General features: G+C 65.5%; 26 protein-coding genes and 2 riboswitches. Of the genes, 17 read left to right on the top strand and 9 right to left on the bottom strand.

All coding sequences use genetic code 11. From position 1 onward, the window contains the following. Positions 1–9: 9 nt before the first annotated feature. Positions 10–480, bottom strand: a complete 471-nt coding sequence (locus SAS01S_RS13480; RefSeq protein WP_157082816.1) for an A24 family peptidase — start codon at positions 478–480, stop codon at positions 10–12. Between the two features lie 49 nt (positions 481–529). Here SAS01S_RS13480 and SAS01S_RS13475 point away from each other — a divergent pair, with 49 nt between their 5' ends. From SAS01S_RS13475 to SAS01S_RS22220, 3 genes are read left to right on the top strand one after another with little or no spacing between them, the layout of a single operon-like run. Next, positions 530–1,474, top strand: coding sequence for an alpha/beta fold hydrolase (locus tag SAS01S_RS13475; protein ID WP_066809094.1), 945 nt, complete (start codon positions 530–532; stop codon positions 1,472–1,474). Further along, positions 1,471–2,553: an NAD(P)/FAD-dependent oxidoreductase gene (locus SAS01S_RS13470; RefSeq protein ID WP_066809091.1), complete on the top strand. Its 1,083-nt coding sequence runs from the start codon at positions 1,471–1,473 to the stop codon at positions 2,551–2,553. The genes SAS01S_RS13475 and SAS01S_RS13470 overlap by 4 nt, the downstream gene beginning before the upstream one ends. Positions 2,554–2,605: 52 nt before the next feature. Continuing rightward, complete coding sequence (locus SAS01S_RS22220) at positions 2,606–2,782, top strand: YegP family protein (RefSeq protein WP_084238988.1); 177 nt, start codon at positions 2,606–2,608, stop codon at positions 2,780–2,782. A 34-nt stretch (positions 2,783–2,816) separates the two neighbouring features. Here SAS01S_RS22220 and rnhA read toward each other — a convergent pair whose 3' ends face one another. The 3 genes from rnhA to ispH all read right to left on the bottom strand — a co-directional run bounded on the left by rnhA (position 2,817) and on the right by ispH (position 5,275). After that, on the bottom strand, positions 2,817–3,266 hold the full coding sequence (rnhA, locus tag SAS01S_RS13465; protein ID WP_066809081.1) for a ribonuclease HI: 450 nt from the start codon (positions 3,264–3,266) through the stop codon (positions 2,817–2,819). Further along, a complete protein-coding gene (gene thrB / locus SAS01S_RS13460) occupies positions 3,263–4,231 on the bottom strand; it encodes a homoserine kinase (RefSeq protein ID WP_066809079.1) in 969 nt (322 codons plus the stop codon). The genes rnhA and thrB overlap by 4 nt, the downstream gene beginning before the upstream one ends. An 87-nt stretch (positions 4,232–4,318) precedes the next feature. Beyond that, positions 4,319–5,275: a 4-hydroxy-3-methylbut-2-enyl diphosphate reductase gene (gene ispH / locus SAS01S_RS13455; protein ID WP_066809077.1), complete on the bottom strand. Its 957-nt coding sequence runs from the start codon at positions 5,273–5,275 to the stop codon at positions 4,319–4,321. Positions 5,276–5,513: 238 nt separating this feature from the next. Between ispH and SAS01S_RS13450 the strand changes: the two genes are divergently transcribed. From SAS01S_RS13450 to SAS01S_RS13415, 8 genes are all read left to right on the top strand, one after another. Continuing rightward, positions 5,514–5,720, top strand: a complete 207-nt coding sequence (locus SAS01S_RS13450; protein WP_066809075.1) for a cold-shock protein — start codon at positions 5,514–5,516, stop codon at positions 5,718–5,720. 263 nt (positions 5,721–5,983) lie between these two features. Continuing rightward, positions 5,984–6,193 carry a hypothetical protein gene (locus SAS01S_RS13445; RefSeq protein WP_066809068.1) on the top strand — a complete coding sequence of 70 codons (210 nt, stop codon included), beginning with the start codon at positions 5,984–5,986 and terminating at the stop codon, positions 6,191–6,193. Between the two features lie 192 nt (positions 6,194–6,385). Next, positions 6,386–7,006, top strand: coding sequence for a hypothetical protein (locus tag SAS01S_RS13440; protein WP_174544962.1), 621 nt, complete (start codon positions 6,386–6,388; stop codon positions 7,004–7,006). Between the two features lie 162 nt (positions 7,007–7,168). Beyond that, a riboswitch (glycine riboswitch) is annotated at positions 7,169–7,272 on the top strand. Beyond that, positions 7,273–7,382: riboswitch (glycine riboswitch) on the top strand. Between the two features lie 57 nt (positions 7,383–7,439). After that, positions 7,440–8,576 carry a glycine cleavage system aminomethyltransferase GcvT gene (gene gcvT / locus SAS01S_RS13435; protein WP_084238986.1) on the top strand — a complete coding sequence of 379 codons (1,137 nt, stop codon included), beginning with the start codon at positions 7,440–7,442 and terminating at the stop codon, positions 8,574–8,576. Then, positions 8,576–8,944: a glycine cleavage system protein GcvH gene (gene gcvH, locus SAS01S_RS13430; RefSeq protein WP_066809065.1), complete on the top strand. Its 369-nt coding sequence runs from the start codon at positions 8,576–8,578 to the stop codon at positions 8,942–8,944. The genes gcvT and gcvH overlap by 1 nt, the downstream gene beginning before the upstream one ends. A 101-nt stretch (positions 8,945–9,045) precedes the next feature. Next, positions 9,046–10,404: an aminomethyl-transferring glycine dehydrogenase subunit GcvPA gene (gene gcvPA, locus SAS01S_RS13425; RefSeq protein WP_066809063.1), complete on the top strand. Its 1,359-nt coding sequence runs from the start codon at positions 9,046–9,048 to the stop codon at positions 10,402–10,404. After that, positions 10,401–11,975, top strand: a complete 1,575-nt coding sequence (gene gcvPB, locus SAS01S_RS13420; RefSeq protein WP_066809060.1) for an aminomethyl-transferring glycine dehydrogenase subunit GcvPB — start codon at positions 10,401–10,403, stop codon at positions 11,973–11,975. Before gcvPA ends, gcvPB begins: the two co-directional genes overlap by 4 nt. Positions 11,976–12,104: 129 nt before the next feature. After that, entirely contained in the window at positions 12,105–12,620 is a 516-nt protein-coding gene (locus SAS01S_RS13415; protein ID WP_066809057.1) for a CcdC protein domain-containing protein, read from the top strand. Here SAS01S_RS13415 and SAS01S_RS13410 read toward each other — a convergent pair. Next, entirely contained in the window at positions 12,617–13,537 is a 921-nt protein-coding gene (locus SAS01S_RS13410) for a DMT family transporter (RefSeq protein ID WP_066809133.1), read from the bottom strand. The genes SAS01S_RS13415 and SAS01S_RS13410 overlap by 4 nt on opposite strands. A gap of 78 nt (positions 13,538–13,615) precedes the next feature. On the opposite strand from SAS01S_RS13410, the gene SAS01S_RS13405 reads away from it, so the two are divergent. The 3 genes from SAS01S_RS13405 (at position 13,616) to SAS01S_RS13395 (ending at position 16,662) form a co-directional block, all read left to right on the top strand. Further along, complete coding sequence (locus SAS01S_RS13405) at positions 13,616–15,151, top strand: aminoacyl--tRNA ligase-related protein (protein WP_066809054.1); 1,536 nt, start codon at positions 13,616–13,618, stop codon at positions 15,149–15,151. 127 nt (positions 15,152–15,278) lie between these two features. Next, positions 15,279–15,707 (top strand): hotdog fold thioesterase, encoded by a 429-nt coding sequence (locus SAS01S_RS13400; protein WP_066809051.1) that lies wholly within the window; start codon positions 15,279–15,281, stop codon positions 15,705–15,707. 58 nt (positions 15,708–15,765) lie between these two features. Beyond that, the gene (locus SAS01S_RS13395; protein ID WP_066809049.1) at positions 15,766–16,662 is read left to right on the top strand and encodes an extracellular catalytic domain type 1 short-chain-length polyhydroxyalkanoate depolymerase; all 897 of its coding nucleotides are present in this window, start codon (positions 15,766–15,768) and stop codon (positions 16,660–16,662) included. A gap of 13 nt (positions 16,663–16,675) precedes the next feature. Here the strand turns inward: SAS01S_RS13395 and SAS01S_RS13390 are convergent, their stop codons facing one another. Genes SAS01S_RS13390 through glpD form a run of 3 tightly spaced genes read right to left on the bottom strand, consistent with a single transcriptional unit; the run spans position 16,676 to position 19,446 of the window. After that, complete coding sequence (locus SAS01S_RS13390; RefSeq protein WP_066809046.1) at positions 16,676–16,987, bottom strand: PilZ domain-containing protein; 312 nt, start codon at positions 16,985–16,987, stop codon at positions 16,676–16,678. A gap of 57 nt (positions 16,988–17,044) precedes the next feature. Next, positions 17,045–17,983, bottom strand: a complete 939-nt coding sequence (gene trhO / locus SAS01S_RS13385; RefSeq protein WP_066809043.1) for an oxygen-dependent tRNA uridine(34) hydroxylase TrhO — start codon at positions 17,981–17,983, stop codon at positions 17,045–17,047. Further along, complete coding sequence (gene glpD, locus SAS01S_RS13380; protein WP_066809041.1) at positions 17,980–19,446, bottom strand: glycerol-3-phosphate dehydrogenase; 1,467 nt, start codon at positions 19,444–19,446, stop codon at positions 17,980–17,982. The genes trhO and glpD overlap by 4 nt, the downstream gene beginning before the upstream one ends. A 116-nt stretch (positions 19,447–19,562) precedes the next feature. Between glpD and SAS01S_RS13375 the strand changes: the two genes are divergently transcribed. From SAS01S_RS13375 to SAS01S_RS13365, 3 genes are read left to right on the top strand one after another with little or no spacing between them, the layout of a single operon-like run. Continuing rightward, entirely contained in the window at positions 19,563–21,851 is a 2,289-nt protein-coding gene (locus SAS01S_RS13375) for a ribonuclease R family protein (protein ID WP_066809038.1), read from the top strand. A gap of 28 nt (positions 21,852–21,879) precedes the next feature. After that, positions 21,880–22,197, top strand: coding sequence for a hypothetical protein (locus tag SAS01S_RS13370; RefSeq protein ID WP_157082815.1), 318 nt, complete (start codon positions 21,880–21,882; stop codon positions 22,195–22,197). After that, the gene (locus SAS01S_RS13365; protein WP_066809033.1) at positions 22,194–22,547 is read left to right on the top strand and encodes a hypothetical protein; all 354 of its coding nucleotides are present in this window, start codon (positions 22,194–22,196) and stop codon (positions 22,545–22,547) included. The genes SAS01S_RS13370 and SAS01S_RS13365 overlap by 4 nt, the downstream gene beginning before the upstream one ends. Positions 22,548–22,570: 23 nt before the next feature. Here SAS01S_RS13365 and SAS01S_RS13360 read toward each other — a convergent pair whose 3' ends face one another. Then, positions 22,571–23,731: a saccharopine dehydrogenase family protein gene (locus tag SAS01S_RS13360; RefSeq protein WP_066809030.1), complete on the bottom strand. Its 1,161-nt coding sequence runs from the start codon at positions 23,729–23,731 to the stop codon at positions 22,571–22,573. Between the last annotated feature and the right edge of the window lie 60 nt (positions 23,732–23,791).

Raw genomic sequence — 23,791 nt, 5'->3', positions numbered from 1 at the left:
GCCGTTAATCTACGCAAAGTGGTTAAATATCGGTTCACCGAGCGCGACTATCGATGCCATCGCGATCGCGACGCCGTACGGCGTCTCGACAGCACCCGGCGCTTTACGGCGCCAATGGTCGAACATCATGATCAGCGTCAGCACACCGCCGATGATCGACATGACCAGCAGCATGAAGAGGAGAGTTGGGCCGGGCAGCCACAATGCGAGCGCGCCGATCATCTTGACGTCGCCGCCGCCCATCCAGCCGAAATGGAAAGCCCCGACGAACAGCGCGAACACGCCGACCGCGATGCCGACTTGCCACGCCATATCGGCCCAGCCATAGCCTTGTAGCCACCACCAGGCAGGTGCCATCAGCGCGATCGCGGCGTTCTTCCAATTGGCGATCTCTCGGGTACGCGCATCCTCGATGCCCGCCGAAAGCAGGATCAGAACGAGTGCTCCCCCGAGCACATAAGACAGAATTCCCCAGCCCATCGGAACACAGACCTAGACGGCATGGCTTTCTAAAAAGTAACCAGCGCGGATGGTATCTTCCGAAACCGCGCGCCGGACCTATCCCGACGGCAGCTCGATATCGTTCTGGACTGCCCCCGACGGCTGGCAATTGCGCCGCTTCGACTGGCCGTCCGCTGCGCCCGCGCCGCGCGGATCGATCCTGTTCCAGGGTGGCCGCGGCGACATCTTCGAGAAATATCTCGAGACCTTCCATCACTGGCATGACCAAGGCTGGACGATCACGTCGTTCGACTGGCGCGGCCAGGGCGGATCGGGACGGCTGACCGATGATCCCCATGTCGGCGATATCGACCGGTTCGGGACCTATCTCGCTGATTATGGCGCGTTCTGGAAAGAGTGGGCTGCCGCAACGCCGGGGCCGCATGTCGCCATGGGGCATTCGATGGGCGGACATCTGGTCTGCCGTGCGCTGGCCAAGGTGCTGGCCGAGCCTGATGCGGCAGTGCTGATCGCGCCGATGATGGGGCTGCACGCGCCGATCAGCGCCGGGTTTGGCGAGCGAATCGCCGAGATCGCCATGAAACTCGGCAATCCCCAGCGCCGCGCCTGGAAGTCGAACGAGAAGCCCGGCACCACCGATTCGCGGCTGTCGCTGCTCACCCACGATCCCGATCGATATTCGGACGAGCCGTGGTGGTGGGACCAGAAGCCGGAGATCAAATTGGGTCCGCCGAGCTGGCGCTGGGTCGTACGCGCGTTCGAATCGACTCGGCGGCTGCGTGTCAGCCGGCGCGTGAAGCTGGTCAGGACGCCGGTGCTTATGCTGGTCGCCGAAGCCGACAAACTGGTCCGCGCGGCCGATGCGATCAAAGTCGCGGGGTTGCTGCCCGATGCCCGGCTCGTGCGCTTCGGCAACGAAAGCGCGCACGAAATCCTGCGCGAGGTTGACCCGGTCCGCAATCGCGCCTTGGGGGAAATCGACATCTTCCTTTCGGCACGAGCGCAGCAATGACGTACGACATCGCCATCATCGGCGCCGGGATCGCCGGCGCCGCGCTCGCGGCCGAGGTCGCGCCCCATGCCAGCGTGCTGATCCTCGAAGCCGAGGATGTCGCCGGCTATCACGCCACCGGACGATCCGCGGCCTTCTGGGAAGAGACCTATGGCGGTCCGGCGATTCAGCCGCTGACCGCGGCGTCACGCGCGATGCTCGACGCCGGCGGGTTCCTCCAGCCGTTGGGCGGGCTGCACATCGGCCGCGAAGAGGAACGCGACCAGATCGACGCGATGCTGGCCGAATTCGCCGGCACCGGCGTCGACCTGACCTTGGTCGATCCACGCGACCGCATTCCCGGCCTGCGCCCCGACTGGACTCTCGCGGTGTGGGAGCCGAGCTGCGCCTATATCGACGTCGCCGGGCTCCACGCCGCCGCACTGTCGCGCGCGAAGAAGGCGGGGGCCGAATTGGTGCTCGACGCTAGGCTGACTGCGGCGTTGCGGAGTGGCGATGCGTGGCAGCTCGAGACGAAGGCCGGCCCGTTCGCCGCCAAGATCCTGGTCGATGCCGCCGGTGCCTGGGTCGATCAGGTTGCCGCGATCGCCGGGGTCGCGCCGATCGGCATCCAGCCGCTGCGTCGCGCGCTTGTCCAGCTCCGCGTCGATCCGCCGGTGCCGGACGATGCGCCGCACGTCGCGCATATCGGCGGGGATTTCTATTTCAAACCGGAATCGGGTGGGCGGCTATGGTTGAGTCCGCATGACGAGGTGCCGAGCGAGCCCGGCGACGTTCAGCCCGAGGAGATCGACATCGCGATCGCGATCGACCGGCTGGAACAGGTGGTCGACTGGAGGATCGAGCGGGTCGAACGCAGCTGGGCCGGTTTGCGCAGCTTCGCGCCCGATCGCCTGCCGGTCTACGGGTTCGACAATCACATGCCCGGCTTTTTCTGGTGCGCGGGGCAGGGCGGCTTCGGCATCCAGACCGCGCCGGCAGCATCCCTGGTCGCGGCATCGCTGCTGCTCGGCACCACGCCCGATCCGCTCGTCGCGGAAATAGACCGGGATCGTTACAACCCCGCGCGGTTCCGCTAGCGCGGCGTGCCGGGCGCCGCTAACCTGCGTTAATCACACGGAGGAGGGCCGCATGGCGCACAAGTTCGAAATCTATAAGGACAAGGCTGGCGAGTTCCGCGTGCGCTTCAAATATAACAGCGAAGTGATGTTCTCTACCGAGGGCTATTCGAGCAAGGATTCGGCCAAGAACGCCATCGACTCGATCAAGACCAATGGTCCGGGCGCCGAGGTCGAAGACAATAGCTGATTTCGGGTGGCGGTTCAGCTCCGCTGAACTGGCGCTACCCTTTCGCGGCGGCGTAAGCAGCGTCGCTCGCCAGCTTGTCGGCGCGCTCATTGTCGGGGTGCCCGGCATGACCCTTGACCCACACCCATTCGACGCGGTGGGGCGCGGCGGCGTCGATCAGCGCCTGCCATAGATCAGCGTTCTTGACCGGCTTCTTATCGGAAGTCTTCCAGCCGTTCTTGCGCCAGCCGTGGATCCACTTGGTCAGCCCGTCCATCACGTAGCGGCTGTCGGTCGACAGCGTCACGCGACACGGGCGCTTGAGCGCATTGAGGCCCTCGATGGCCGCCATTAGTTCCATGCGATTGTTGGTGGTCAGCTTCTCGCCGCCCGACAATTCCTTTTCACGGGCACCCATGCGGATCAGCACGCCCCAGCCGCCCGGTCCGGGATTGCCCTTGCACGCGCCATCGGTGGCGATTTCGACATGCGACAATTCGGTCATGCCAGCGACTTGAAATCGCGTACGAAACCGGGATCGTAGATCTTGAGCCGCCGCCAGTAAGCGAGCGGATCTTTGCGCGTCACCATCGCATCGGCCGGCGTGTTCAGCCAGTCCCAGGCGCGGCTTAGGAAGAAGCGGATGCAGGCTCCGGCGGCAAAATCGGGCAGCGCCGCACGTTCCTCGTCGCTCAGCGGCAGCGTGCGGTGATAGCCACGGATCAGCGCCTCACCGATCGCGGGATGATGTGTGGCCCCACTGGCGTCGAACGACCAGGCGGTGTGCATGATCGCGAGGTCGTAAATGCGCGCATCGCTGCACGCGAAATAGAAGTCGATCAGTCCGGTCACGTCACTGCCCCGCATCAGGACGTTATCGGGGAACAAATCGGCGTGTATCGTGCCTTGCGGAAAATGGCCGCCTTGCCAGCCGCTCACGACGCGATCGACCATGGCGCCGGCCTCGGCATGGAGATTGGCCGCCATGTCGTCGAGCGATCGGCCGCAGCGATCGAACAAAGGCTGCCAGGTGCGCACGCCCATCGAATTGTCGCGGACCTGGGCAAACTCGGTCAGGCTGGCATGCATCCGCCCCATCGCCGCGCCCGCCGCCTCGGCCTGCGCCGCAGTCGGATGGCTGACCGAAACGCCGGGCAAGAACCTGATCAAGCAGGCGGGGCGCCCTTCGAGCGTCTGCAGCGCTTCGCCACCGCGGTCCTTGATCGCCGGCGGCACCGGGTTGCCGCGATCGGCGAGATGATCGAGCAACGCCATGAAATAGGGCAGGTCACCGGCCTCGACGCGCTTTTCGTAGAGCGTCAGGATGAAGCGGCCGTTGGTCGTGTCGACCAGATAGTTGGAATTCTCGACACCCTCGGCGATGCCTTTTGCCGAGACGAGTTCGCCGACATCGTAGCGCAGGAGGAATTCCTCCAGCGCCTCGGCGGAAACGTGCGTGTAGACTGCCATCCTACGCCGTCATGCCAGCGAAAGCTGGCATCGTGCCGAAGGAAATACTGCCAGAGACCCCAGCTTTCGCTGGGGTGACGGTGACGGTCACGCAGCCGCCTCTAGCCCGCGCGGGAGCTTGAACGAGATCGTCTCCTGCGTCGTCTCGACTTCGCGCTCGGTTATATCGAAGCGTTCGGCGAGCCGATCGATCAGTTCGCGCACCAATTGCTCGGGTGCCGACGCGCCGGCGGTGATGCCCAACGTGCGGATGCCGTCGAGAAATACCCAATCGAAATCGCTCGCGCGCTGGACCAGCCGAGCGGGAATGCCCTGGCGCTCCGCCACCTCGACGAGCCGCAACGAGTTGGACGAATTGGGCGCGCCGAGCACCAACACCGCATCGCACGCATTGGCGATCGCCTTGATCGCGGCCTGGCGGTTGGAGGTCGCGTAACAGATATCCTCGCCGCGCGGCGCCAGGATCGCCGGAAATTTGGCCTGGAGCGCGGCGACCACTTCGGCAGTGTCGTCGACCGACAAGGTCGTCTGGGTCAGGAACGACAAGGTCCCGGTATCGCGCGGCTCGAACGTCGCCACATCGGCGACCGTCTCGATCAGCGTCATCGATCCTTCGGGCACCTGGCCGAACGTGCCGATCACTTCGGGATGGCCGGCATGGCCGATGAACACGATGTGCCGGCCCGAGGCGACCAGCCGCTCGGCCTGGCGGTGCACCTTGCTGACCAGCGGGCAGGTCGCGTCGAGATAGGACAGGCCGCGCTCGGCCGCCTTGGCCGGCACCGCCTTGGGCACGCCATGCGCGCTGAATACCACGGGGACGCCATCGGGAACCTCGTCGAGTTCCTCGACGAAGATGGCGCCCTTGGCTCGCAGGGTGTCGACGACGAACTTGTTGTGGACGATCTCGTGCCGGACATAGACCGGCGCGCCATATTTCTCGATCGCCAGCTCGACGATGCGGATCGCACGATCGACGCCCGCGCAGAAACCGCGCGGCGCCGCGATCAGCAGCTCGAGAGCTTTTTTCGGGGCGGAAGCCATGGCCGGCGCTCTACGCGATTGCTCGGCTGAGGCAAAGGCGGTTTGAGGAGCGATCCGTTGTCGAAATGGCCGCACGGCAAACCCATCATTGCTTTTTTCGCCCACGACGCCCATATAGTGAGGGCTATCGTCGCAGGCGACGGAAACCGACGCTTCCGAGCCGACTCTTCCCTTTCTCGCTTCTAGCTCCGCGTGCACGAGCGTGCGGACAATCTACTATCCTTGAAAGGGATATCTCATGCCGATCGGCAAAGTAAAATTCTTCAATACTGACAAAGGCTATGGCTTCATTTCGCCCGAGGGCGGCGGCAGCGACAGCTTCGTCCATATCAGCGCCGTCGAACGCGCCGGCATGACGACGCTCCAGGCCGATCAGCGCGTGTCGTACGACATCGAGAACGACCAGCGCGGCAAGTCGTCGGCCGTGAACCTTCAGGCGGTCTGACCTGACCGGGCTGCGCGGATGACCCCGGCGGGACGGTCGTTGAAACCTGTCCCGCCAGTCTTGCGCGCCGCCCGAAGGTTACCTGCTTGTGCCGCCGGCGCGATCTTATCGCTCCGGCGGCATAGCGTTTTCCGTTGCGTTCGGTCCGTGCCGTCCTCGGGGCTTGGCGCGATCGACATCGCCGGCCGGGCGATTTTCACGCGACGTTTATCGATCGCACGGGCCCGCATCCGGCGTCCGCTAGATCCCTCAGGAGTATAGTCATGTCGAGAACCCCCGTTCGCCCCTTCCTTGTGGCCAAAGACGAGGAGGGCGTGTTCCGCGTGACCGTGCGGACGACGCGGTTCAATTCGCAGGGCTATCCGCTCGTCTCGAGCGAAGTGCTGCAGGATGCGTTCAAGACGCAGACCGCCGCGCGCACGTTCGTCCGCGAAACCTATCGCGTCGAGTCCAGCGACATCGCCAGCAAATAGGCACGACTTTTCGTCCCGTCGCGGGCCGTCGACGAAACGCGCGCGCGCCTGTTGCCGCGCTCGGGTTGCGACCCTATGGTGACGGCCGCTTTATGTAGGGTCAGGGGCCATGGCGCGTGCCGCGGCCCCTTCCCGTGTCGAAAAGGTCTGCCGTTCGTGTCACCCCGCTTTCTTGCCGCTCCGATCGCCCTGATGCTGGTCCTCGGCGGCTGCGCCAGCCGTGGCGAGCTCGACATTTCCGAATCGGGTGCAGGCGTTACCGCGGTGCGCACGCCGTGCCCGACGGTCGGCGTGCCTGCGGGGACCGGCGATCTCACCACCTTCGATCCCGCGACCAGCCGCGATGCCACCGCGATCGACGTGGTCGCCGCGATGACCGACGTTCGCTCGACCTGCAACAATGACGGCGAGAGCACTCAGGTCGTCACCAACGTCACCTTCACCGTGCTCGCGCGGCGAGCCCGCGCCGATGGCGCGCGCGACGTGGCCTTGCCCTATTTCGTAACCGTGGTTCAGGGCGGCAACGCCGTCGTCGCCAAGCATGTCGGCCGCGTCGTCGTTCATTTCGATGCCGGCCAGACGCGGGCGAGCGTCAACGGATCGGCCACCGCCAGCGTCGACCGTTCGGCGGCGACGCTGTCGGATGAGGTCAAGCGCCGCATCACCGAAAAGCGCAAGGCTGGCAAGGAATCTGCCGCGGTCGATCCGCTGAGCGCGCCCGACGTCCGCAACGCCGTGTTGCGCGCGACGTTCGAGGCGCTGGTCGGTTTTCAGCTGACCGACGACCAGCTGAAGTACAACGCGACGCGTTAATTCGTATCGCGGTGCCAGCCCGCTCCCCCACCCGGCCTCCCAATCAGGATATTCTATGGGAGGCCGGGTGGGGGAGCGGGCTGGCACCGCCACCGCGCGGCAGCGCGAATAAAACGCGCGATTGACTCGGTTGCTGCGCCGCGTCACAGCATTGCCCTAGTCGCTGACGACGCGGGAGAGCGTGGACCCTTCTCAAAAGGAAGACGTCCGCCGCCGAAGGAGCAACCGCCCCGGAATCTCTCAGGCAAACGGACCGCGTTTGTCGACAGCGACGCTCTGGAAAGCGTGCGGGGGCGATGCTCCCGTGCCACCGAAGGGGTAAGCCGCGCCGTCAGGCGTGGTGAAAGCTCTCAGGTTCCGTGACAGAGGGGGCGGCGGATATCGGTCCTCACGGGCCGTTGTCGCGCCGTCATCTGTTATCGGGAGACCTGGGGTGAGCGACGAAGCCGAAACCGAGATCGAACTGCAGACGCTCCCGCTCGATGCCTGGCATCGCGCCCGCGGCGGGCGGATGGTGCCGTTCGCCGGCTATCACATGCCGGTCCAGTATGAAGGCATCATGGCCGAGCATCTGTGGGTGCGCGACTCGGCCGGGCTGTTCGACGTCAGCCACATGGGGCAGCTGCTGTTGTCCGGCGACAATCTCGACGACGAGCTCGAGAAGCTGATCCCCGCCGACGTGAAGGGCGTGGCGCTCGGCCAGCAGAAATATTCGCTGTTGCTCGCAGAGAATGGCGGCATCCTCGACGATCTGATGTTCAGCCGCTGGCCGGGCGGGATCTACATGGTCGTTAACGGCGCGGTGAAATACGAGGATATCGCCCATCTGCGCGAGCATCTGCCCGACGAGATCACGATCAATCATCTCGACGATCGCGCGCTGCTGGCGTTGCAGGGGCCTAAAGCGTTCGACGTGCTGAAGCGGCACGTCACCGGCGACTATCCGCTCGACGTTCTGGTGTTCATGAAAGGCGGCCGGTTCGAGATCGCCGGGGTCGATGCCTATATCAGCCGCTCGGGCTATACCGGTGAGGATGGGTTCGAAATCTCGATCCCGGCCGACGCGGCGGAAAAGGTTGCCGACTTGCTGTGCGCCGAACCCGAAGTGAAGCCGATTGGCCTCGGCGCGCGCGATTCGCTCAGGCTCGAAGCCGATCTGCCGCTCTACGGCCACGATCTCGATCCCGAGACGACGCCGCTGATGGCGGCGCTCGGCTTCGCGGTCGCCAGCAAGCGCCGCCGCGAGGAAGCCAATTACCCCGGTGCCGCGCGCATCCTGGCCGAGCGCGAGCAGGGACCGGTGGTCAAGCGCGTCGGCTTGCTGGTCGAGGGGCGCCAGCCGGTCCGCGAAGGCGCTGCAGTGCTCGACGCCGACGGGTCGGACGTCGGCAAGGTCACCTCGGGCGGCTTCGCTCCCACGCTCGGCGCGCCGATCGCGATGGCCTATGTGCCCGCCGCGATGGCCGAGGTCGGCACCAGAATTCAGCTCAACCAGCGCGGCAAGGTCCATGAAGCGACCGTCACCGCGATGCCCTTCGTTCCCCACCGCTACGTCAGAGGAAGCAAGTAATGCGCTACTTCACCGAAGATCATGAATGGGTCGATGTCGACGGCGACATCGGCACGGTCGGCATCACCGATTATGCCCAGGGCCAGCTCGGCGACATCGTGTTCGTCGACGTTCCCGAAGAGGGCAAGACCGTCACCAAGGGCGACGAAGCCGCGGTGGTCGAATCGGTCAAGGCCGCGTCGGACGTCTATTCGCCCGTCTCCGGCACGGTGATCGAAGGTAATGCCGACCTCGCCGACAATCCCGGCCTGGTCAACGAGGACGCCGATGGCGAGGGCTGGTTCTTCAAGCTGACCCTGAGCGACCCGGACGAGCTCAAGGACCTGATGGACGAAGCCAAATACGAGGCGTTCGTCGCGAAATTGTAATTTCAGGCGTCGCCCCGGCGGAGGCCGGGGCCGCTTCGTGATGGAGCGCGCCGACCAAAACCTAGCGGCCCCGGCCTCCGCCAGGGCGACGGGAAACTGAATTGCGCTACCTGCCCCTGACCCAGCCCGACCGCGAGGCGATGCTCGCGACGATCGGCGCCAAGACGATCGACGATCTGTTCGTCGACGTGCCCGCGATCGCCCAGCTCGACGGGCCGATCCGCGATCTGCCGATGCATGCCTCGGAACTCGCGGTCGAACGCCACATGACGAAGCTGGCGAAGAAGAATCTGGCCGCGGGTGACGCGCCGTTCTTCCTCGGCTGTGGGGCGTATCGCCATCACGTGCCGGCATCAGTCGATCATCTGATCCAGCGCGGCGAGTTCCTGACCGCCTATACGCCCTACCAGCCCGAGATCGCGCAGGGCACGCTGCAGATGCTGTTCGAGTTCCAGACGCAAGTCGCGCGCCTGCTCGGGACCGATGTCGCCAATGCCTCTATGTACGACGGCTCGACCGCGTGCTGGGAAGCGATCGGCATGGCGCGGCGCGTCACCAAGCGCGGCAAGGCGATCCTGTCGGGCGGGCTCCACCCGCATTACGTCTCGGTCGCCAAGACGATGGCCAAATATACCGGCGATCACCTCGAAACCGCGCTGCCGACTTTGTCCGCAGACACCGATATCGACAGCCTGATCGCGGCGATCGACGACGATACGTCGTGCGTCGTGGTGCAATATCCCGACATCCTCGGCCGCACCGCCGACCTGCGGCCGCTGGCCGACGCCTGCCACGCCAAGAAGGCATTGCTGGTCGCGGTGGTGACCGAGCCAGTCGCGCTCGGCGCGCTCAAGTCGCCGGGTGAGATGGATGCCGATATCGTCGTCGGCGAAGGCCAGTCGATCGGGGTCGGGCTGCAGTTCGGCGGTCCCTATGTCGGCCTGATGGGCTGCAAGGATAAGTATATCCGCCAGATGCCGGGCCGCTTCTGCGGCGAGACCGTCGATGCCGAGGGCAAGCGCGGGTTCGTGCTGACCTTGTCCACCCGCGAGCAGCATATCCGCCGCGAAAAGGCGACCTCGAACATCTGCACCAACAGCGGCCTGTGCGCGCTCGCTTTCTCGATCCACATGACCTTACTCGGCGAGGCGGGGCTGCGCGCGCTCGCCGCGACCAACCATGCCGGCGCGGTCGCCGCCGCCGAGCGGCTGGCCAAGGTACCGGGGGTCGAACTGGTCAATGACAGCTTCTTCAACGAATTCACGCTGAAACTGTCGAAGGAAGCGCGACCGATCGTTCGCACGCTGGCCGACAACGGTATTCTCGCCGGCGTGTCGCTCGGGCGGCTTTACCCGGACGCCGCCGACCTCGCCAACGGGCTGGTCGTTGCGGTCACCGAAACCACCACCATGGAGGACGTCGAGACCTTTGCCTCCGCGCTTGAGGAGGCGCTGGCATGAGCAACATCAATCAGAGCGGCTGGCGCCCCGAAATGACGCCCGAGCGCCGTGCGAGCGACGCGACGTTCACCGGCAACCGCGCGCTGATGCTCGAAGAGGCATTGATCTTCGAGATCGGCTCGACCGAGACGACCGGTGTCGAAGTCGCTGAGCCGGCCAAGGTCGCCTCGCGGCTGGGCGGACTTGAGCGCAACGCGCCGATCGGCCTTCCAGGCCTGTCCGAGCCTGAAGCGGTGCGGCACTACACCCGCCTCAGTCGCCAGAATTACGCGATCGATCTCGGCCTGTTTCCGCTCGGATCGTGCACGATGAAGCACAATCCGCGTTTGAACGAGAAGATGGCGCGGCTGCCCGGCTTCGCCGACGTCCACCCGCTCCAGCCGGTCGATACCGTGCAAGGGGCGCTCGGCGTGATCAACGAACTCGCGGTATGGCTGATCGAGCTTACCGGCATGCACGGGGTCGCGATGACTCCCAAGGCCGGCGCGCATGGCGAATTGTGCGGCATCCTGTGCATCAAGGCCGCGCTCGAAGCGAAGGGCGAGGGCCACCGCAACGTCATCCTGGTTCCCGAATCGGCGCACGGCACCAATCCGGCGACCGCCGCGTTCGCCGGCTACACCGTCGAGGATATTCCGGCGACCGCCGAAGGCCGCGTCGATGTCGAGGCGCTCAAGGCGCGGCTTGGGCCCGATGTCGCCGGCGTGATGATCACCAACCCCAATACCTGCGGCCTGTTCGAGCGCGAGATGAAGACCATCTCCGACGCGGTTCATGCGGCGGGCGGGTTCGTCTATTGCGACGGCGCGAACTTCAACGCGATCGTCGGGCGGGTTCGTCCGGGTGACCTCGGCATCGATGCGATGCACATCAACCTGCACAAGACCTTCTCGACCCCGCATGGCGGTGGCGGGCCGGGGTCCGGACCGGTGGTGCTGTCAGAGGCATTGTCGCCTTACGGTCCCTTGCCGTTCACCGAGCGCCATCCGGACGGGCACATCACGCTGGTTGAGGAAGAAACCGTCGGCGACCGCCATCCGCACAGCTTCGGACGGATGTGCGCGTTCAATGGCCAGATGGGCATGTTCACCCGCGCGTTGACCTATATCCTCAGCCACGGCGCCGACGGCCTGCGCCAGGTCGCCGAGGATTCGGTGCTCAACGCCAATTACATCCTGCGCAGCCTGGAAGACACGCTCGACGCGCCGTTCGCGGCCTCGGGGCCGTGCATGCACGAGGCGATCTTCTCCGACGACGGGCTGCCCGAGGGCTTCTCGACGATCGACATCGCCAAGGGGCTGATCGACGAAGGCTATCATCCGATGACGATGTACTTCCCGCTCGTCGTCCATGGCGCGATGCTGGTCGAACCGACCGAGACCGAATCGAAGGCAGCGCTCGATCAGTTCATCGGGGCGCTGCGCTCGGTGGCGGAACGCGCCAAGGCTGGTGACGAATCTTTGCGCTCGGCGCCGCATTTCGCCCCGCGCCGCCGGCTCGACGAGACGCTCGCCGCGCGCAAGCCGGTGCTGGTGTGGAAGGACCCGGAACTGGCGCAAGCTGCGGAATAAGACTGGACCGTCGTCCCATCGGCCGCCGTCGTGCGGGCCGATCGGACGACGGCGATGACGACCGAATAGCGCTGGCTTCGTGGTGATTTGCCCTGCTAAGACGCGCGCGTCCTTAACTGGGGGTCCGCGATGCACGGTCAGGTCGTTCAACCCAATGGAATCCTGCAATATCTGCTTCCGATCGCGGTCTTCGTCGTGATCTTCGCGCTCCGCGCACGGCGGATGTCGCAGATGAGGCCGCTGAAGCTCGAGACTTTGTGGGTCGTGCCCGCAATCTATTTGGCAATCGTCGCCGCCAATTTCATCGCCAAGCCGCCGACGCCGATCGCCTGGGGTGCATCCATCATGGCGTTGATCGTGGGTGCTGCCGTCGGTTGGCAACGCGGGCGGCTGATGCAAATTCATGTCGACCCGACCACGCACGCGCTCAATCAGAAGGGGTCGCCTTGGGCGATCCTGTTCCTGATGGCGATCGTGCTGATCAAATTGGCGGCGCAAGGCGAAGGCCGGGCGATGGGCTTCGACGTCATGCTGGTGACCGACGCGGCGCTGGCTCTCGCGCTGGGCATGTTCACGGCGACGCGGGTGGAAATGTTCTTGCGTGCCCGCCGATTGTTGGACGAGGCACGAGGCGCCCGCGCCTAATCCGCGATCGCCTCGCTGACCTGGGGATGGCGCGAGACGCGGTGCTCGCGCCAGACAATGTAGAGACCGCTGGCGACGATCACCGGCGCACCGACCCAGGTCCAGGGCGTCGGCAGCATGTCGAACAGCACCCAGCCATAGAGGGTCGCCCAGATCAGGCTGGAATAATCCATTGGCATCACTGCCGAGACCGGCGCATATTTGAGCGCGGCGGTGAACGCGATTTGGCCCAGTCCGCCGACCAGCCCCATCGCGATCAACACCGCGAAAGTCGTCGTATCGTGCGCGTGCGCGAAGAATGGATAGATCAGCGTCATCGGCACCATCGACAGCGACGAAAACCAGAAGACCGTCGTCACCGGCGCATCGACCTTGCCGATCTGACGCAGCTGGATCGCGACCAAGGCAACGAACACCGACGAGGTGAGCCCGACCAACGCACCACCGATCGGAAAATGCCCGCTACCGGGCTGGGTGACGATCAGCACGCCCGCAAAGCCTGCCGCCACCGCGCCCCAGCGATGCCAGCCGGTCGGCTCCTTGAGCACCAGTGCGCCAAGGATGGTCGCGAAGATTGGTACGGTGAAGGCGAGGGTGGTCGCCTCCGCGAGTGGCAGCAGCAGGACCGCGCCAAAGTTGAACGCCATCCCGGTCAGCCCGACCGCGGCGCGGATCACCTGGCCGCGCACCGCGCGCGACCTAACGGCGCTCAGGCCCGGACCGGCGACCATCATATAGGCCAGCACCACCGGCACGGCGCAGCCCTGGCGAAAGAACATGATCTCGGCGAGGTTGGCCCCGCGCGTCTCGGCGACCTTGATCAGCGCGGATAGGCTGGACAGCAGGAGCACCGCAAGCAACCGCATCGCGATGCCCAGCATCACGCGGTCGTCGTTTACTGGCGTGGTATCCCCCATGAATTCGCCATGCTCCGCACCGCGGCGCGGCACAAGGCGGGGTGACGCGGCGGCGCGCGGGCGCTATCCGCCCGCGTCATGATCAAGCACGCTTTATCCGTCACCCGCGCCGAGAACTTCGCGGAATGGTACCAGACCGTCATTGCCGAGGCCGACATGGCCGAGGAGAGCGGGGTTCGCGGATGCATGGTCATGCGGCCATGGGGCTATGGCATCTGGGAGCGCATGCAGCGGTTGATCGACGACCGCATTCGCGCGCTCGGCTATGACAACACCTATTTCCCGCTGTTCATCCCCCTTTCCTATTTCGAGAAGGAAGCGGAGCATGTCGAAGGCTTCGCCAAGGAAATGGCGGTCGTCACGCATCATCGCCTGATCCCCGACGGCAAGGGCGGGCTGGTGCCCGATCCCGCCGCCAAGCTCGAAGAGCCGCTGATCGTCCGGCCGACCTCGGAAACGGTGATCGGCGCTGCCTTTGCGCGCTGGATCCAGTCGTGGCGCGATCTGCCGGTGCAGATCAACCAATGGGCCAATGTCGTCCGCTGGGAAATGCGCACGCGCATGTTCCTGCGCACGTCGGAATTCCTGTGGCAGGAAGGCCATGCCGCTTATGCCTCGGCCGAGCGGGCGAAAGCGGAGACGGCCAAAGCGCTCGAACTCTATCGCTCGTTCGCCGAGGAATGCGTCGCGATGCCGGTGATCGCCGGCGAGAAGCCGGAGAACGAGCGTTTCCCCGGCGCGGTCGAGACCTGGTCGATCGAGGCGATGATGCAGGACGGCAAGGCGCTCCAGGCGGGCACCAGCCACTTTCTCGGCACGCATTTCGCCGAGGCGCAGAACATCCGCTTCCAGAACGCCGAAGGGCAGTTCGAGCCGGCCAACACGATCAGCTGGGGCATGTCGACGCGCATGGTCGGCGGCCTGATCATGACGCATGGCGACGACGACGGCCTGCGCGTGCCGCCGCAGGTCGCGCCGTGGCAGATCGTGATCGTGCCGATGCTGCGCGACACTGACGAAGACGCCGCGCTGATCGATTATTGCCAGGGCATCCGCGACGAGCTCGTCAAGCAGAGCGCGTTCGGCGAGCCGCTGCGCGTGCTGCTCGACCTCAAGGCGACCAAGTCGACGACCAAGCGCTGGAACTGGATCAAGAAAGGCGCGCCGATCGTGATCGAGGTCGGCGGGCGCGACATGGCGGGCGGCAACGTCTCGCTGATCCGTCGCGACGCGCTCTATCGCGAGGACGGCAAGCTCGACAGCGCGGTTGTGACGAAGAATGATTGCGTGACACAGGCCGCCGCCATGCTGACCGAGATTCAGCGCGGTCTCTACACCCAGGCGAAGCTGCGGTTGGATGGCAATATCGCGACCGACGTTACCGACATGGATGGCCTCAAGGCATTCTTCGCAGATAGCGTCGAGAAGCCCGGCTGGGTGTTGGCGCAATGGTCGAAGCCGAGCGGCGCCGACCTCGACAAGGTCGAGGCGCAGTTGAAGGCGCTCAAGCTGACCCTGCGCAACACGCCGCGCGATAGCGACCCGGCTGATGGCCCGTGCATCTTCACCGGCACCCCGGCGGTCGAGCGGGTGTTGATCGCCCGGGCCTATTAACAAACGTCATCCCGGCCTTGTGCCGGGATCCGCGGTGCCGCTGGCGATTCGATGGAGCCTCTGCCTCCTCGCCTGCCGCCCGGCGGACCCCGGCACAAGGCCGGGGTGACGAAGGAAGGAGTGAGCAATGATCTGGTTCGGCGACACCAAGCCCGACCTCGCAGCGATGACGGCGATGGGCGCGGCCTCGATGCCCGGCTTGCTCGGAATCGAATTCCTGGAGGCGGGAGACGATTGGGTGTCCGCGCGGATGCCGGTCGATCATCGCACGCACCAGCCGTTCGGGCGGTTGCACGGCGGCGCGTCGGTCGCGCTGGCGGAGACGGTCGCCTCGATGGGCGGTGCGATGACGCTCGACCCGTCGAAGCAGGTCACGGTCGGCATGGAGATCAACGCCAACCACATTCGTCCGGCGATGTCGGGCCATGTCACGGCGACCGCCAAGGCGGAGTCGCTGGGCCGGACGACGCAGATCTGGACGATCCGCATCACTGACGATGCCGGGAAGCTGATCTGCCTGTCGCGCATTACCTTGGCGGTGATCGCGATCGCGTGACGCGAAGGGCGGCGCTCCCTCGCGCGTTGAACGTCGCATGAGGGCAAGGAGGGCCACCATGCGCTGGATATTGGTGTTGATGGGGATCGTCGGCATCGTGCTGCAGCTGCCGACGAGCGCACCTGCGGCCGATGGGCCGCTCGCGCCGCATCGGATCGGCGATCGCACCTATCAATTGTTCGTCCCGCCCGGCGGCGGCCGGCGTCCACTGGTCATCGCGCTCCACGGCGGCGGCGGTGATGGCGCGCAGGTCGCCAAATCGGCCGGGCTTATCGACAAGGCGGCGAAGGAAGGCTTCATCCTTGCCTTGCCCGAAGGATCGTCGCGCTTTGGCAAGCTCGAAACTTGGAATGCCGGCGGTTGCTGTGCCTATGCCATGCGCGAGAAGGTCGACGATATCGGCTTCATTCGGTCGATGATCGACGAGCTCGAGAGGACCCAGCCGGTCGACCCCAGCCGCGTCTATGTCGTCGGCATGTCGAACGGTGGGATGATGGCGGAGCGCGTGGCGATCGAACTCGGCGATCGGATCGCCGGCGCGGCGGTATTCGTTGGCGCGTTGTTCGGCAACGAGCCCAAACCGGTCGCGGCGGTGCCGATGCTGATCGTCAATGCCGAAAAGGACGAGCAGGTGCCGGTCGCCGGTGGGACTAGCACGACGGGAATCGTCCGCCGCTCGCAGGGCATGCCGTACAAACCATCGCGCTACGCCGCGACATTCTGGGCGACAGGAAACCGCTGCACCAGGGACCCGACGAAGACCGAAGCCGCCGATTATGTCCGCGAGCTATGGACCGGTTGCGCGAGCGGTGCGGACGTCGACTTCTACATCGTGAAAGGTGCCGAGCATGGCTGGCCAGGCCGAGGTCTCGGCCGTCCAGGCGGGACGCGCAACACCGGCAAAATCGACGGCACGGCGCTGATGTGGGACTTCTTCGCGGCGCATCACCGCTGAGACGGAATGCGGCTCAGCCGATGCGGAGAGTCAGCGAGCGCATCATCTCGCGCTCGATCGGTTGGTCGAAGCGCGCGCCAATCAACCCGTCGGCGCACCAGATCACGGTGGCGGCAATCGGCGCGCTGCGATCGAAACGGAGGGTCAGCGATTCGCCCTGCTCGGCCTCGATACGGCTGGCTAGGCGGCAGCCGTAAATCGATAGCTGATGGAGCGCGGCCTTCCGCTGGCGTTTCACGCTGGCATGGGCGACCGACAGGACCGGTTCCCGATCATATTTGACGTCGGTCGCCCGGCGGCGAAAATGCGAAAATGTCGTAGCCATCGTCCGGCCCCCGTCTGCCCTTGGAACGGCTATGCAACGAGGCCGGTTAATGACTGGCTAAATTGGATTTTTCGGGGGCTTGACCGGTAGCGGCGCGCCGACATGTGCCTCGCCGCGCGCTTCGGCCAGCCGAGCCTGCCGGTGGCGTTCGGCATAGCCTGCACGCTGGGCCGCATCGCGAGTGCCATGGCAGGCGGGACAGCTCACCCCTTCCTCGTAGAGCGGCGAACGGCGATCCTCGGTACTGACCGGCATGCGGCAGGCACGGCACAAGCCGTGCGTGCCGGGCGCGAGCCCGTGCCCGACCGCGACGCGCTCGTCGAACACGAAGCATTCGCCCTGCCAGCGGCTTTCGGCTGGCGGCACCTCTTCCAGGTATTTCAGGATCCCGCCCTCCAGGTGGTAGACCTGATCGATCCCCTCGGCCTTGAGCAGCGCGGTCGCCTTCTCGCAGCGTATGCCCCCGGTGCAGAACATCGCGACGCGCGGCGCGGCCGCAATCTCGTCGCGATGCGCGGCGACCCAGGCGGGAAAGTCGCGGAAGCTTTCGGTCTCCGGATCGATTGCGCCGGCGAAGGTGCCGACCTTCACCTCGTAATCGTTGCGCGTGTCGATGATCATCGTGCCGGGTTGCTCGATCAGCGCGTTCCAGTCGGCTGGTGAGACGTAATGGCCGACTCCCGTCAGCGGGTCGATGTCGGGCATCCCCATCGTCACGATCTCGCGCTTCAGCCGGACTTTCAGCCGATGGAACGGCATGGTCTCGGCGGTAGCTGTCTTGACCTGTAGCGCGGCGCAACCGGGCAGCGCACGGATATCGGCGATCACCGCGTCGATCCCTTCGGGCGACCCGGCAATCGTGCCATTGATCCCCTCATGGGCTAGCAGCAACGTGCCCTTGATCCCTTCTGCTTCGCACAAGGCCAGCAGCTGCCCCCGGATCGCGTCGGGATCGGGGAAGCGAACGAACTGATACAAAGCGGCGACGCGGATCACGTCAGCGTGTCCCACGCCCTTTCGAATGCAGCGCGTTGCTCGTCGCTGAGATGCAGGCCGATCTTGCTCCGCCGCACCAGCGCGTCCTCGGCAGTCCGTGCCCATTCGTGGTCGCGCATCCACCGCGCCTCGATCTCGGTCAGTCCGCCGCCCAAATCGGCGCCCATGCCGGCTTCATCGGTCACACCATCGAGCATGTCCCCGAGCATCGTGCCATAGGCATGCGCCATCCGTAGCGAGCGATCCTCGCTGAGGAACGGCCAGGTCGCGCGGACCTGGGCGACGAACTGGTCGAAGTCGGCGATGGCGCCCCCCGGAAAGACCCGCGCGCGCGACACCGGACGGCAATTCAGCCCCAGTTCTGGACCGAGCTTGGCCATCGCATCCTCGGCCAGATGGCGCCCGGTGGTGATCTTGCCGCCGAATACGCTCAGCAGCGGCGCCCCGTCGGTATCGAGTTCGAGCACATAATCGCGCGTCACCGCCTTGGCCTCGCTCGCGCCGTCGTCATAGAGCGGGCGCACGCCCGACCATTTATAGGTCACGTCGGCAGGCGTGATCTGCTTGACGAAATGATGGTTCGCGCCCTGACACAGATAGGCGATTTCATCGTCGCTGATCTTCGCGTCTTCGGGCGCATCGACCGGAATGTCGGTGGTGCCGATCTCGGTCCCGCCTTGCCACGGAATGGCGAAGATGATGCGGCGGTCGGGCAGCTGCAGGATATAAGCGTGGTCGCCCTCGTACAATTTGGGCACGACGATATGGCTGCCCTTGACCAGCCGGACATTGGCCTTGCCGTTCAGCCCCAGGCGATTGAGCATCAGATGGACCCAGGGACCCGCTGCGTTGACCAGCGCGCGCGCCTCGACCGTGCGGCCGTCGGACAGGGTGGCGGTCCAGTGATCGCCATCGCGCCGCGCGCTGTCGAGCGAGACGCGCGTGCAGATCTCGGCGCCATTGGCGTGCGCGTCGACCGCGTTGAGCAAGGTCAGGCGGGAGTCGTCTACCTGGGCATCGGAGTAGACGAACCCGCTCCGGCCGCCCTTGAGCGGCGCGGTATAGTCCCGGTCCGACGCACGCAGGCCGCGCGAGCGGGGCAGGCTCATTTTCCCGCCGAGCATGTCATAGAGGTAGAGCCCGATGCGGACCATCCACCACGGCCGCACGGCATTCTCCTGCGGCAGGACGAAGCGCAATGGGCGGATGATGTGCGGTGCGGCATGGACCAGCAATTCGCGCTCGCGCAACGCCTCGGCGACCAGCCGGAAATCGTAATATTCCAGGTAGCGCAAGCCGCCATGGATCAGCTTGGTCGAAGCCGAGGACGTATGGCTGGCGAGATCGTCGCGTTCAACCAGCAGGACCTTCAGCCCGAGCAGCGACGCTTCGCGCGCGATCGCGCAGCCATTGATCCCACCGCCGGCGATGAGGAGGTCGTAGCGCTGGAGGTCGTTGGCCATTGCCCCACTATCCGGTCGCGCCGAAGGAAGTCGAGCCGCGTTTTTAGATACCGGTTCGGGATAGTCTCCAAGCGAACGGTTGGTGGTTGCGCGATTCCGCCTTATCTTCGCCCGACATGGCAAAACCAAAGCATAAACCCGGCTTTCCCACCCGACAGCAGATCCTCGATTTCATCGCCTCGTCCGATACGCCTGCGGGCAAGCGTGAGATCGCACGTGCCTTCGGCCTGACCGCGCAGGAGAAGATCGCGCTCAAGGCGCTCTTGAAGGACATGGCCGATGAAGGCCTGATCGACAGCGCGCCGGGCCGCGCGTTCCATAAGATGGGCGGGCTGCCTAAGGTGACCGTGCTGCGCATTGCCGATGTCGACGATGGCGGCAATGTCTGGGCCGTGCCCGAACGCTGGGAAGCCGAAGGCGTGCCGGTACCGCGGCTGCGCGTGCGCGAACGGAGCAAAAGATCCGCGCTCGGCGTCGGCGACCGCATCCTGGCGCGCACCGAAGAAGCGGGCAAGGGCTGGATCGCGCATCCGATGAAGCACCTCGCCAAGGGCGAGGAACTGATGCTTGGCGTGCTGCGGCGCGAAGGCGATCGGCTGTGGCTCGAAGGTGTCGAGAAACGCGAGCGGCGGCAATATCAGGTGTCCGACGCGGGCGATGCCGAACCAGGCGACCTGGTACTGGCCGAGAAGGCCGGCCGTCCGCCGCGCATCACCGTGCGTGTCACGGAGCGATTGGGGGATCCGTTCGCGCCGCGCAGCTTCTCGCTGATCGCGATCCACGAGCACGACATTCCCGATCGCTTTGCCGACGAGGCGCTGGAGGAAGCCGAACGCGTCGCGAAACAGCCGCTCGGCGATGGCCGTGAGGATTTGACCGAGTTGCCGATCGTTGCGATCGACCCCGCCGATGCGCGCGACCATGACGATGCGGTCTGGGCTGCGCCCGACGACGACCCCAAGAATCCCGACGGCTGGAAAGCCGTGGTCGCGATCGCCGACGTGTCTTTCTACGTCCGTCCCGGCTCGGCGCTCGATCGCGAGGCGCGGCGGCGCGGCAATTCGGTCTATTTTCCCGACCGCGTCGTGCCGATGCTGCCCGAGATCCTGTCGGCGGAAGTGTGCTCGCTTAAGACCGGCGAGGACCGCGCTGCGCTCGCTTGTCATTTGCAGATCGCCAAGGACGGGACGCTCAAATCATGGCGCTTCACGCGCGCGGTCGTGCGGATCGCGGCGAATATCGCCTATGAGGACGCGCAAGCGGCTATCGATGCGCGGGCGTCACCCCAGCGAAAGCTGGGGTCCCAGGAGGCGTTAGCCACTGCGGCACGAGATCCCAGCTTTCGCTGGGATGACGCGTTGGTTGAGGGCGCGTTGGTGCCCCTCTGGTCCTGCTGGCGCGCGCTGGCGACGGCCCGCGACAAACGCGAGCCGCTCGATCTCGATCTGCCCGAGCGCCGGGTGGTGCTCGACGAGATGGGACGCATCCTGTCGGTGGCGCCACGCGAGCGGCTCGATGCGCACCGGCTGATCGAGGATTACATGATCGCCGCCAACGTCGCGGCGGCCAAGGCGCTCGAGGCGAAAAAGGCGCCGGTCATGTACCGCGTCCACGAACCGCCGGCGCGCGAGAAGCTGGTTGCGCTCAAGGATTATCTCGAGACTTGGGGCGTCAAATTCGCGCTCGGCCAGGTGATCCAGCCGAAGACGTTCAACCATATCCTCGACAAGATCGGCGATGTCGACTTCCGCCCGCAAGTGATGGAACAGGTGCTGCGCTCGCAGACCCAGGCCTATTATGCGCCGGGCAATCACGGCCATTTCGGCCTCGCGCTCGGCAGCTATGCGCATTTCACCTCGCCGATCCGCCGTTATGCCGATCTGATCGTCCACCGCTCGCTGGTTGCTGCATATGGCCTAGGCCCGGGCGGGCTGACCGACGACGAAGCGGCGGGAATGGAGCGGATCGGCGAATCGATCAGCCGGCTCGAGCGCCGGGCGATGGAAGCCGAGCGCGACACTATCGACCGCTACGTCGCAGCCTTTCTCGCCGAAAAGGTCGGGGAATTGGTCGAGACGCGGATTACCGGCGTGCAGAATTTCGGCATCTTCGCAACGGTCGCCGGGATCGGTGGCGACGGCTTGCTGCCGGTGCGCGACCTCGGCAGCGAATATTTCCGCTACGATGAGGCTGCCAGGAAATTGGTCGGTGAGGCGTCGGGCGACGAATTTGCCATCGGCCAGGCCCTGCAATTACGGCTGGCGGAAGCCAATCCGGTCTCCGGCGCGCTGCGTTTCGAACTGCCTGAGGGGCGCTACGCCGCGTCGCCGGGCAAGAAACCCGAACGCGTCTTGAAACGCCGCGGCCGTCCGCCCAACATCCGCCATCAAGGGCGGCGACGTTGATGGTACAAGACCGGGGGGAGTGAGGCTTATGGGTGGAGCAGCAGCAGGAGCAGCGGCAGGAGCGGTGGCACGGGCGCGGCGGCGGCTGGTGTCGCATTTCATGACGCAAAACGCCGTCTCCGCCGACAGCGCGATCGGCTATGCCCCTGGCCGCGGAATCGAGCGGCGTGTGCTCGAGAAACTGATCGAAAAGGGCGTACTTCACGTCGGCAAGGCGGGCACCTATTGGCTCGACATCCCGGCCTATGACGCTTGGAACAAGTCACGCCGCCGTCGCGCCGGGCTGGCGGTGGGCGCCGCCGTCGCAATCGGTGCCGCGCTCGGATTCCTTGCGGGTAGCGGATGAGTGGCAAGCTCGACTTGATCGGCATTGTGCCGCAGCCGGAACCGGCGGGACCGCCGCCGATCCACCCGGCGATGTTGCGCACGCGCTCGCGGATCGTCCGGGCGATGATCCGGGCGCATGCGCTGGCGCCCGAACAGGCGATCGCGTTCAGTCCGGGTCCAGGCGACGTCGCCGAGCTGATGAAGCTGAGGAAGGCCGGGGTGGTGCGCGAGACGCTGCCGGGTCATTATTGGCTCGATTTGGTCGCCAATCATTATCGCGAACAGCAACGCAGCAAGACCGCCGTGATATGGGCGGTCGCACTCTCCGTGATGATCGCCGTGATCGCGGTGTTTTTCTACCGCGGCTAGGGAGGGGCTGATCCTTTCGGTGGTCAACCGCTGCGGAAAGTCAGCCCCGCCTTCGCGGTCAGCCGCTCGCGCAGCGCATCGCCCATCAGCGCGCCGGGCGTCCAGATGCCTCCTTCGCCTTGCACATCCTGCACCAGGCAGAGCGCCGCTTCGGCGATCATCTTGCTGGTCGACCCGTAACCCGGATCCTTGTCGCCGGTGACGACGCACTCGACCCGGCTGTCGTCGGGGAATTCGCCGATGAACAATATGTCGTAATGGCCGCTGTCGCGGTCCTCCTTGGACGGACCTTCGCCTGGCTTGGGCCCCTTGTCGCCGGCGAGCGGATTGATCTTGGCGATCGCTTCCGCCGCCGCCTTGCCGAGATCGCCCAGGCCCGCGACCATCATCTCGTCATACACGAAGTCCGCACCATATTTCTCGCCGAGCAGGAAGTTGGTGCGATGGACATTCTTGGTGTTGATCGGCGCCATGATGAACGGTGCGACCCAGGCGCCGACTGCCTTGTCATATTCGGGCAGCAGCCCGGTCGGCTGGTGAGGTCCAGAAAAACCGGGAGTCAGCGCGAACGGGTTGGTCAGCAAAGCGACGATCCGCGGGTCCCTGGCGGCGGCGGTCAATGTCGCCTTCAGGCTGGCCGCGGTACCGCCCGAGAATCCCCCCTTCATCACCCGTACGCGGCATTTCACGCGCGGTGCCGGGCCGCCATGCTTGGCGATCGCGCATTGCTGCAAGCTCAGCACGCCGAGGTCGAAGGGGATTGAATCGAACCCGCACGAAAACACGATCCGCGCGCCGCTCTTTTTGGCCGTCTCGTGATGCGCGTCGATCATGTGGCGCATCCAGGCCGGCTCGCCGCACAGGTCGAGATAGGCAGTGCCGGTCTCGGCACAGGCGGCGACCAGGTCGCTGCCATAGAGTTGATAGGGGCCGACCGTGGTGATGACGACGGTGGCGCGCTCGCACATCGCCTTCAGGCTGGCGCGGTCGTCCGAATTCGCCGCGATCAGGGTGACGTCGGCAGGCGCGCCGATCAGGTCGCGCACTTCCTGGAGCTTGCTGAGCGAGCGCCCGGCCATCGCCCATTTGACTCCGCTGGGATAGGTTTCGGAGAGATATTCGGCGACCAGCCGCCCGGTGAAGCCGGTGGCGCCATAGACGATGATGTCGAACTCGCGGGCCATCCTGTTTCTCCCCTCCCGCTTGCGGGAGGGGCCGGGGGAGGGCCTGTCGCAGCGGGGACA

Source organism: Sphingomonas asaccharolytica NBRC 15499 (genome assembly GCF_001598355.1).
GTDB lineage: Bacteria > Pseudomonadota > Alphaproteobacteria > Sphingomonadales > Sphingomonadaceae > Sphingomonas > Sphingomonas asaccharolytica.
The sequence above is the reverse complement of the archived record's forward strand: the minus strand, read 5'-3'. Positions and strand labels throughout refer to the sequence as shown.

Bases quoted from the DNA above. Each gene is read 5' to 3' on its own strand.
- SAS01S_RS13480 (WP_157082816.1), bottom strand. From the start codon at position 480: ATGGGCTGGGGAATTCTGTCTTATGTGCTCGGGGGAGCACTCGTTCTG.
- SAS01S_RS13475 (WP_066809094.1), top strand. From the start codon at position 530: ATGGTATCTTCCGAAACCGCGCGCCGGACCTATCCCGACGGCAGCTCG.
- SAS01S_RS13470 (WP_066809091.1), top strand. From the start codon at position 1,471: ATGACGTACGACATCGCCATCATCGGCGCCGGGATCGCCGGCGCCGCG.
- SAS01S_RS22220 (WP_084238988.1), top strand. From the start codon at position 2,606: ATGGCGCACAAGTTCGAAATCTATAAGGACAAGGCTGGCGAGTTCCGC.
- rnhA (WP_066809081.1), bottom strand. From the start codon at position 3,266: ATGACCGAATTGTCGCATGTCGAAATCGCCACCGATGGCGCGTGCAAG.
- thrB (WP_066809079.1), bottom strand. From the start codon at position 4,231: ATGGCAGTCTACACGCACGTTTCCGCCGAGGCGCTGGAGGAATTCCTC.
- ispH (WP_066809077.1), bottom strand. From the start codon at position 5,275: ATGGCTTCCGCCCCGAAAAAAGCTCTCGAGCTGCTGATCGCGGCGCCG.
- SAS01S_RS13450 (WP_066809075.1), top strand. From the start codon at position 5,514: ATGCCGATCGGCAAAGTAAAATTCTTCAATACTGACAAAGGCTATGGC.
- SAS01S_RS13445 (WP_066809068.1), top strand. From the start codon at position 5,984: ATGTCGAGAACCCCCGTTCGCCCCTTCCTTGTGGCCAAAGACGAGGAG.
- SAS01S_RS13440 (WP_174544962.1), top strand. From the start codon at position 6,386: ATGCTGGTCCTCGGCGGCTGCGCCAGCCGTGGCGAGCTCGACATTTCC.
- gcvH (WP_066809065.1), top strand. From the start codon at position 8,576: ATGCGCTACTTCACCGAAGATCATGAATGGGTCGATGTCGACGGCGAC.
- gcvPB (WP_066809060.1), top strand. From the start codon at position 10,401: ATGAGCAACATCAATCAGAGCGGCTGGCGCCCCGAAATGACGCCCGAG.
- SAS01S_RS13415 (WP_066809057.1), top strand. From the start codon at position 12,105: ATGCACGGTCAGGTCGTTCAACCCAATGGAATCCTGCAATATCTGCTT.
- SAS01S_RS13410 (WP_066809133.1), bottom strand. From the start codon at position 13,537: ATGGGGGATACCACGCCAGTAAACGACGACCGCGTGATGCTGGGCATC.
- SAS01S_RS13405 (WP_066809054.1), top strand. From the start codon at position 13,616: ATGATCAAGCACGCTTTATCCGTCACCCGCGCCGAGAACTTCGCGGAA.
- SAS01S_RS13400 (WP_066809051.1), top strand. From the start codon at position 15,279: ATGATCTGGTTCGGCGACACCAAGCCCGACCTCGCAGCGATGACGGCG.
- SAS01S_RS13395 (WP_066809049.1), top strand. From the start codon at position 15,766: ATGCGCTGGATATTGGTGTTGATGGGGATCGTCGGCATCGTGCTGCAG.
- SAS01S_RS13390 (WP_066809046.1), bottom strand. From the start codon at position 16,987: ATGGCTACGACATTTTCGCATTTTCGCCGCCGGGCGACCGACGTCAAA.
- glpD (WP_066809041.1), bottom strand. From the start codon at position 19,446: ATGGCCAACGACCTCCAGCGCTACGACCTCCTCATCGCCGGCGGTGGG.
- SAS01S_RS13375 (WP_066809038.1), top strand. From the start codon at position 19,563: ATGGCAAAACCAAAGCATAAACCCGGCTTTCCCACCCGACAGCAGATC.
- SAS01S_RS13370 (WP_157082815.1), top strand. From the start codon at position 21,880: ATGGGTGGAGCAGCAGCAGGAGCAGCGGCAGGAGCGGTGGCACGGGCG.
- SAS01S_RS13365 (WP_066809033.1), top strand. From the start codon at position 22,194: ATGAGTGGCAAGCTCGACTTGATCGGCATTGTGCCGCAGCCGGAACCG.
- SAS01S_RS13360 (WP_066809030.1), bottom strand. From the start codon at position 23,731: ATGGCCCGCGAGTTCGACATCATCGTCTATGGCGCCACCGGCTTCACC.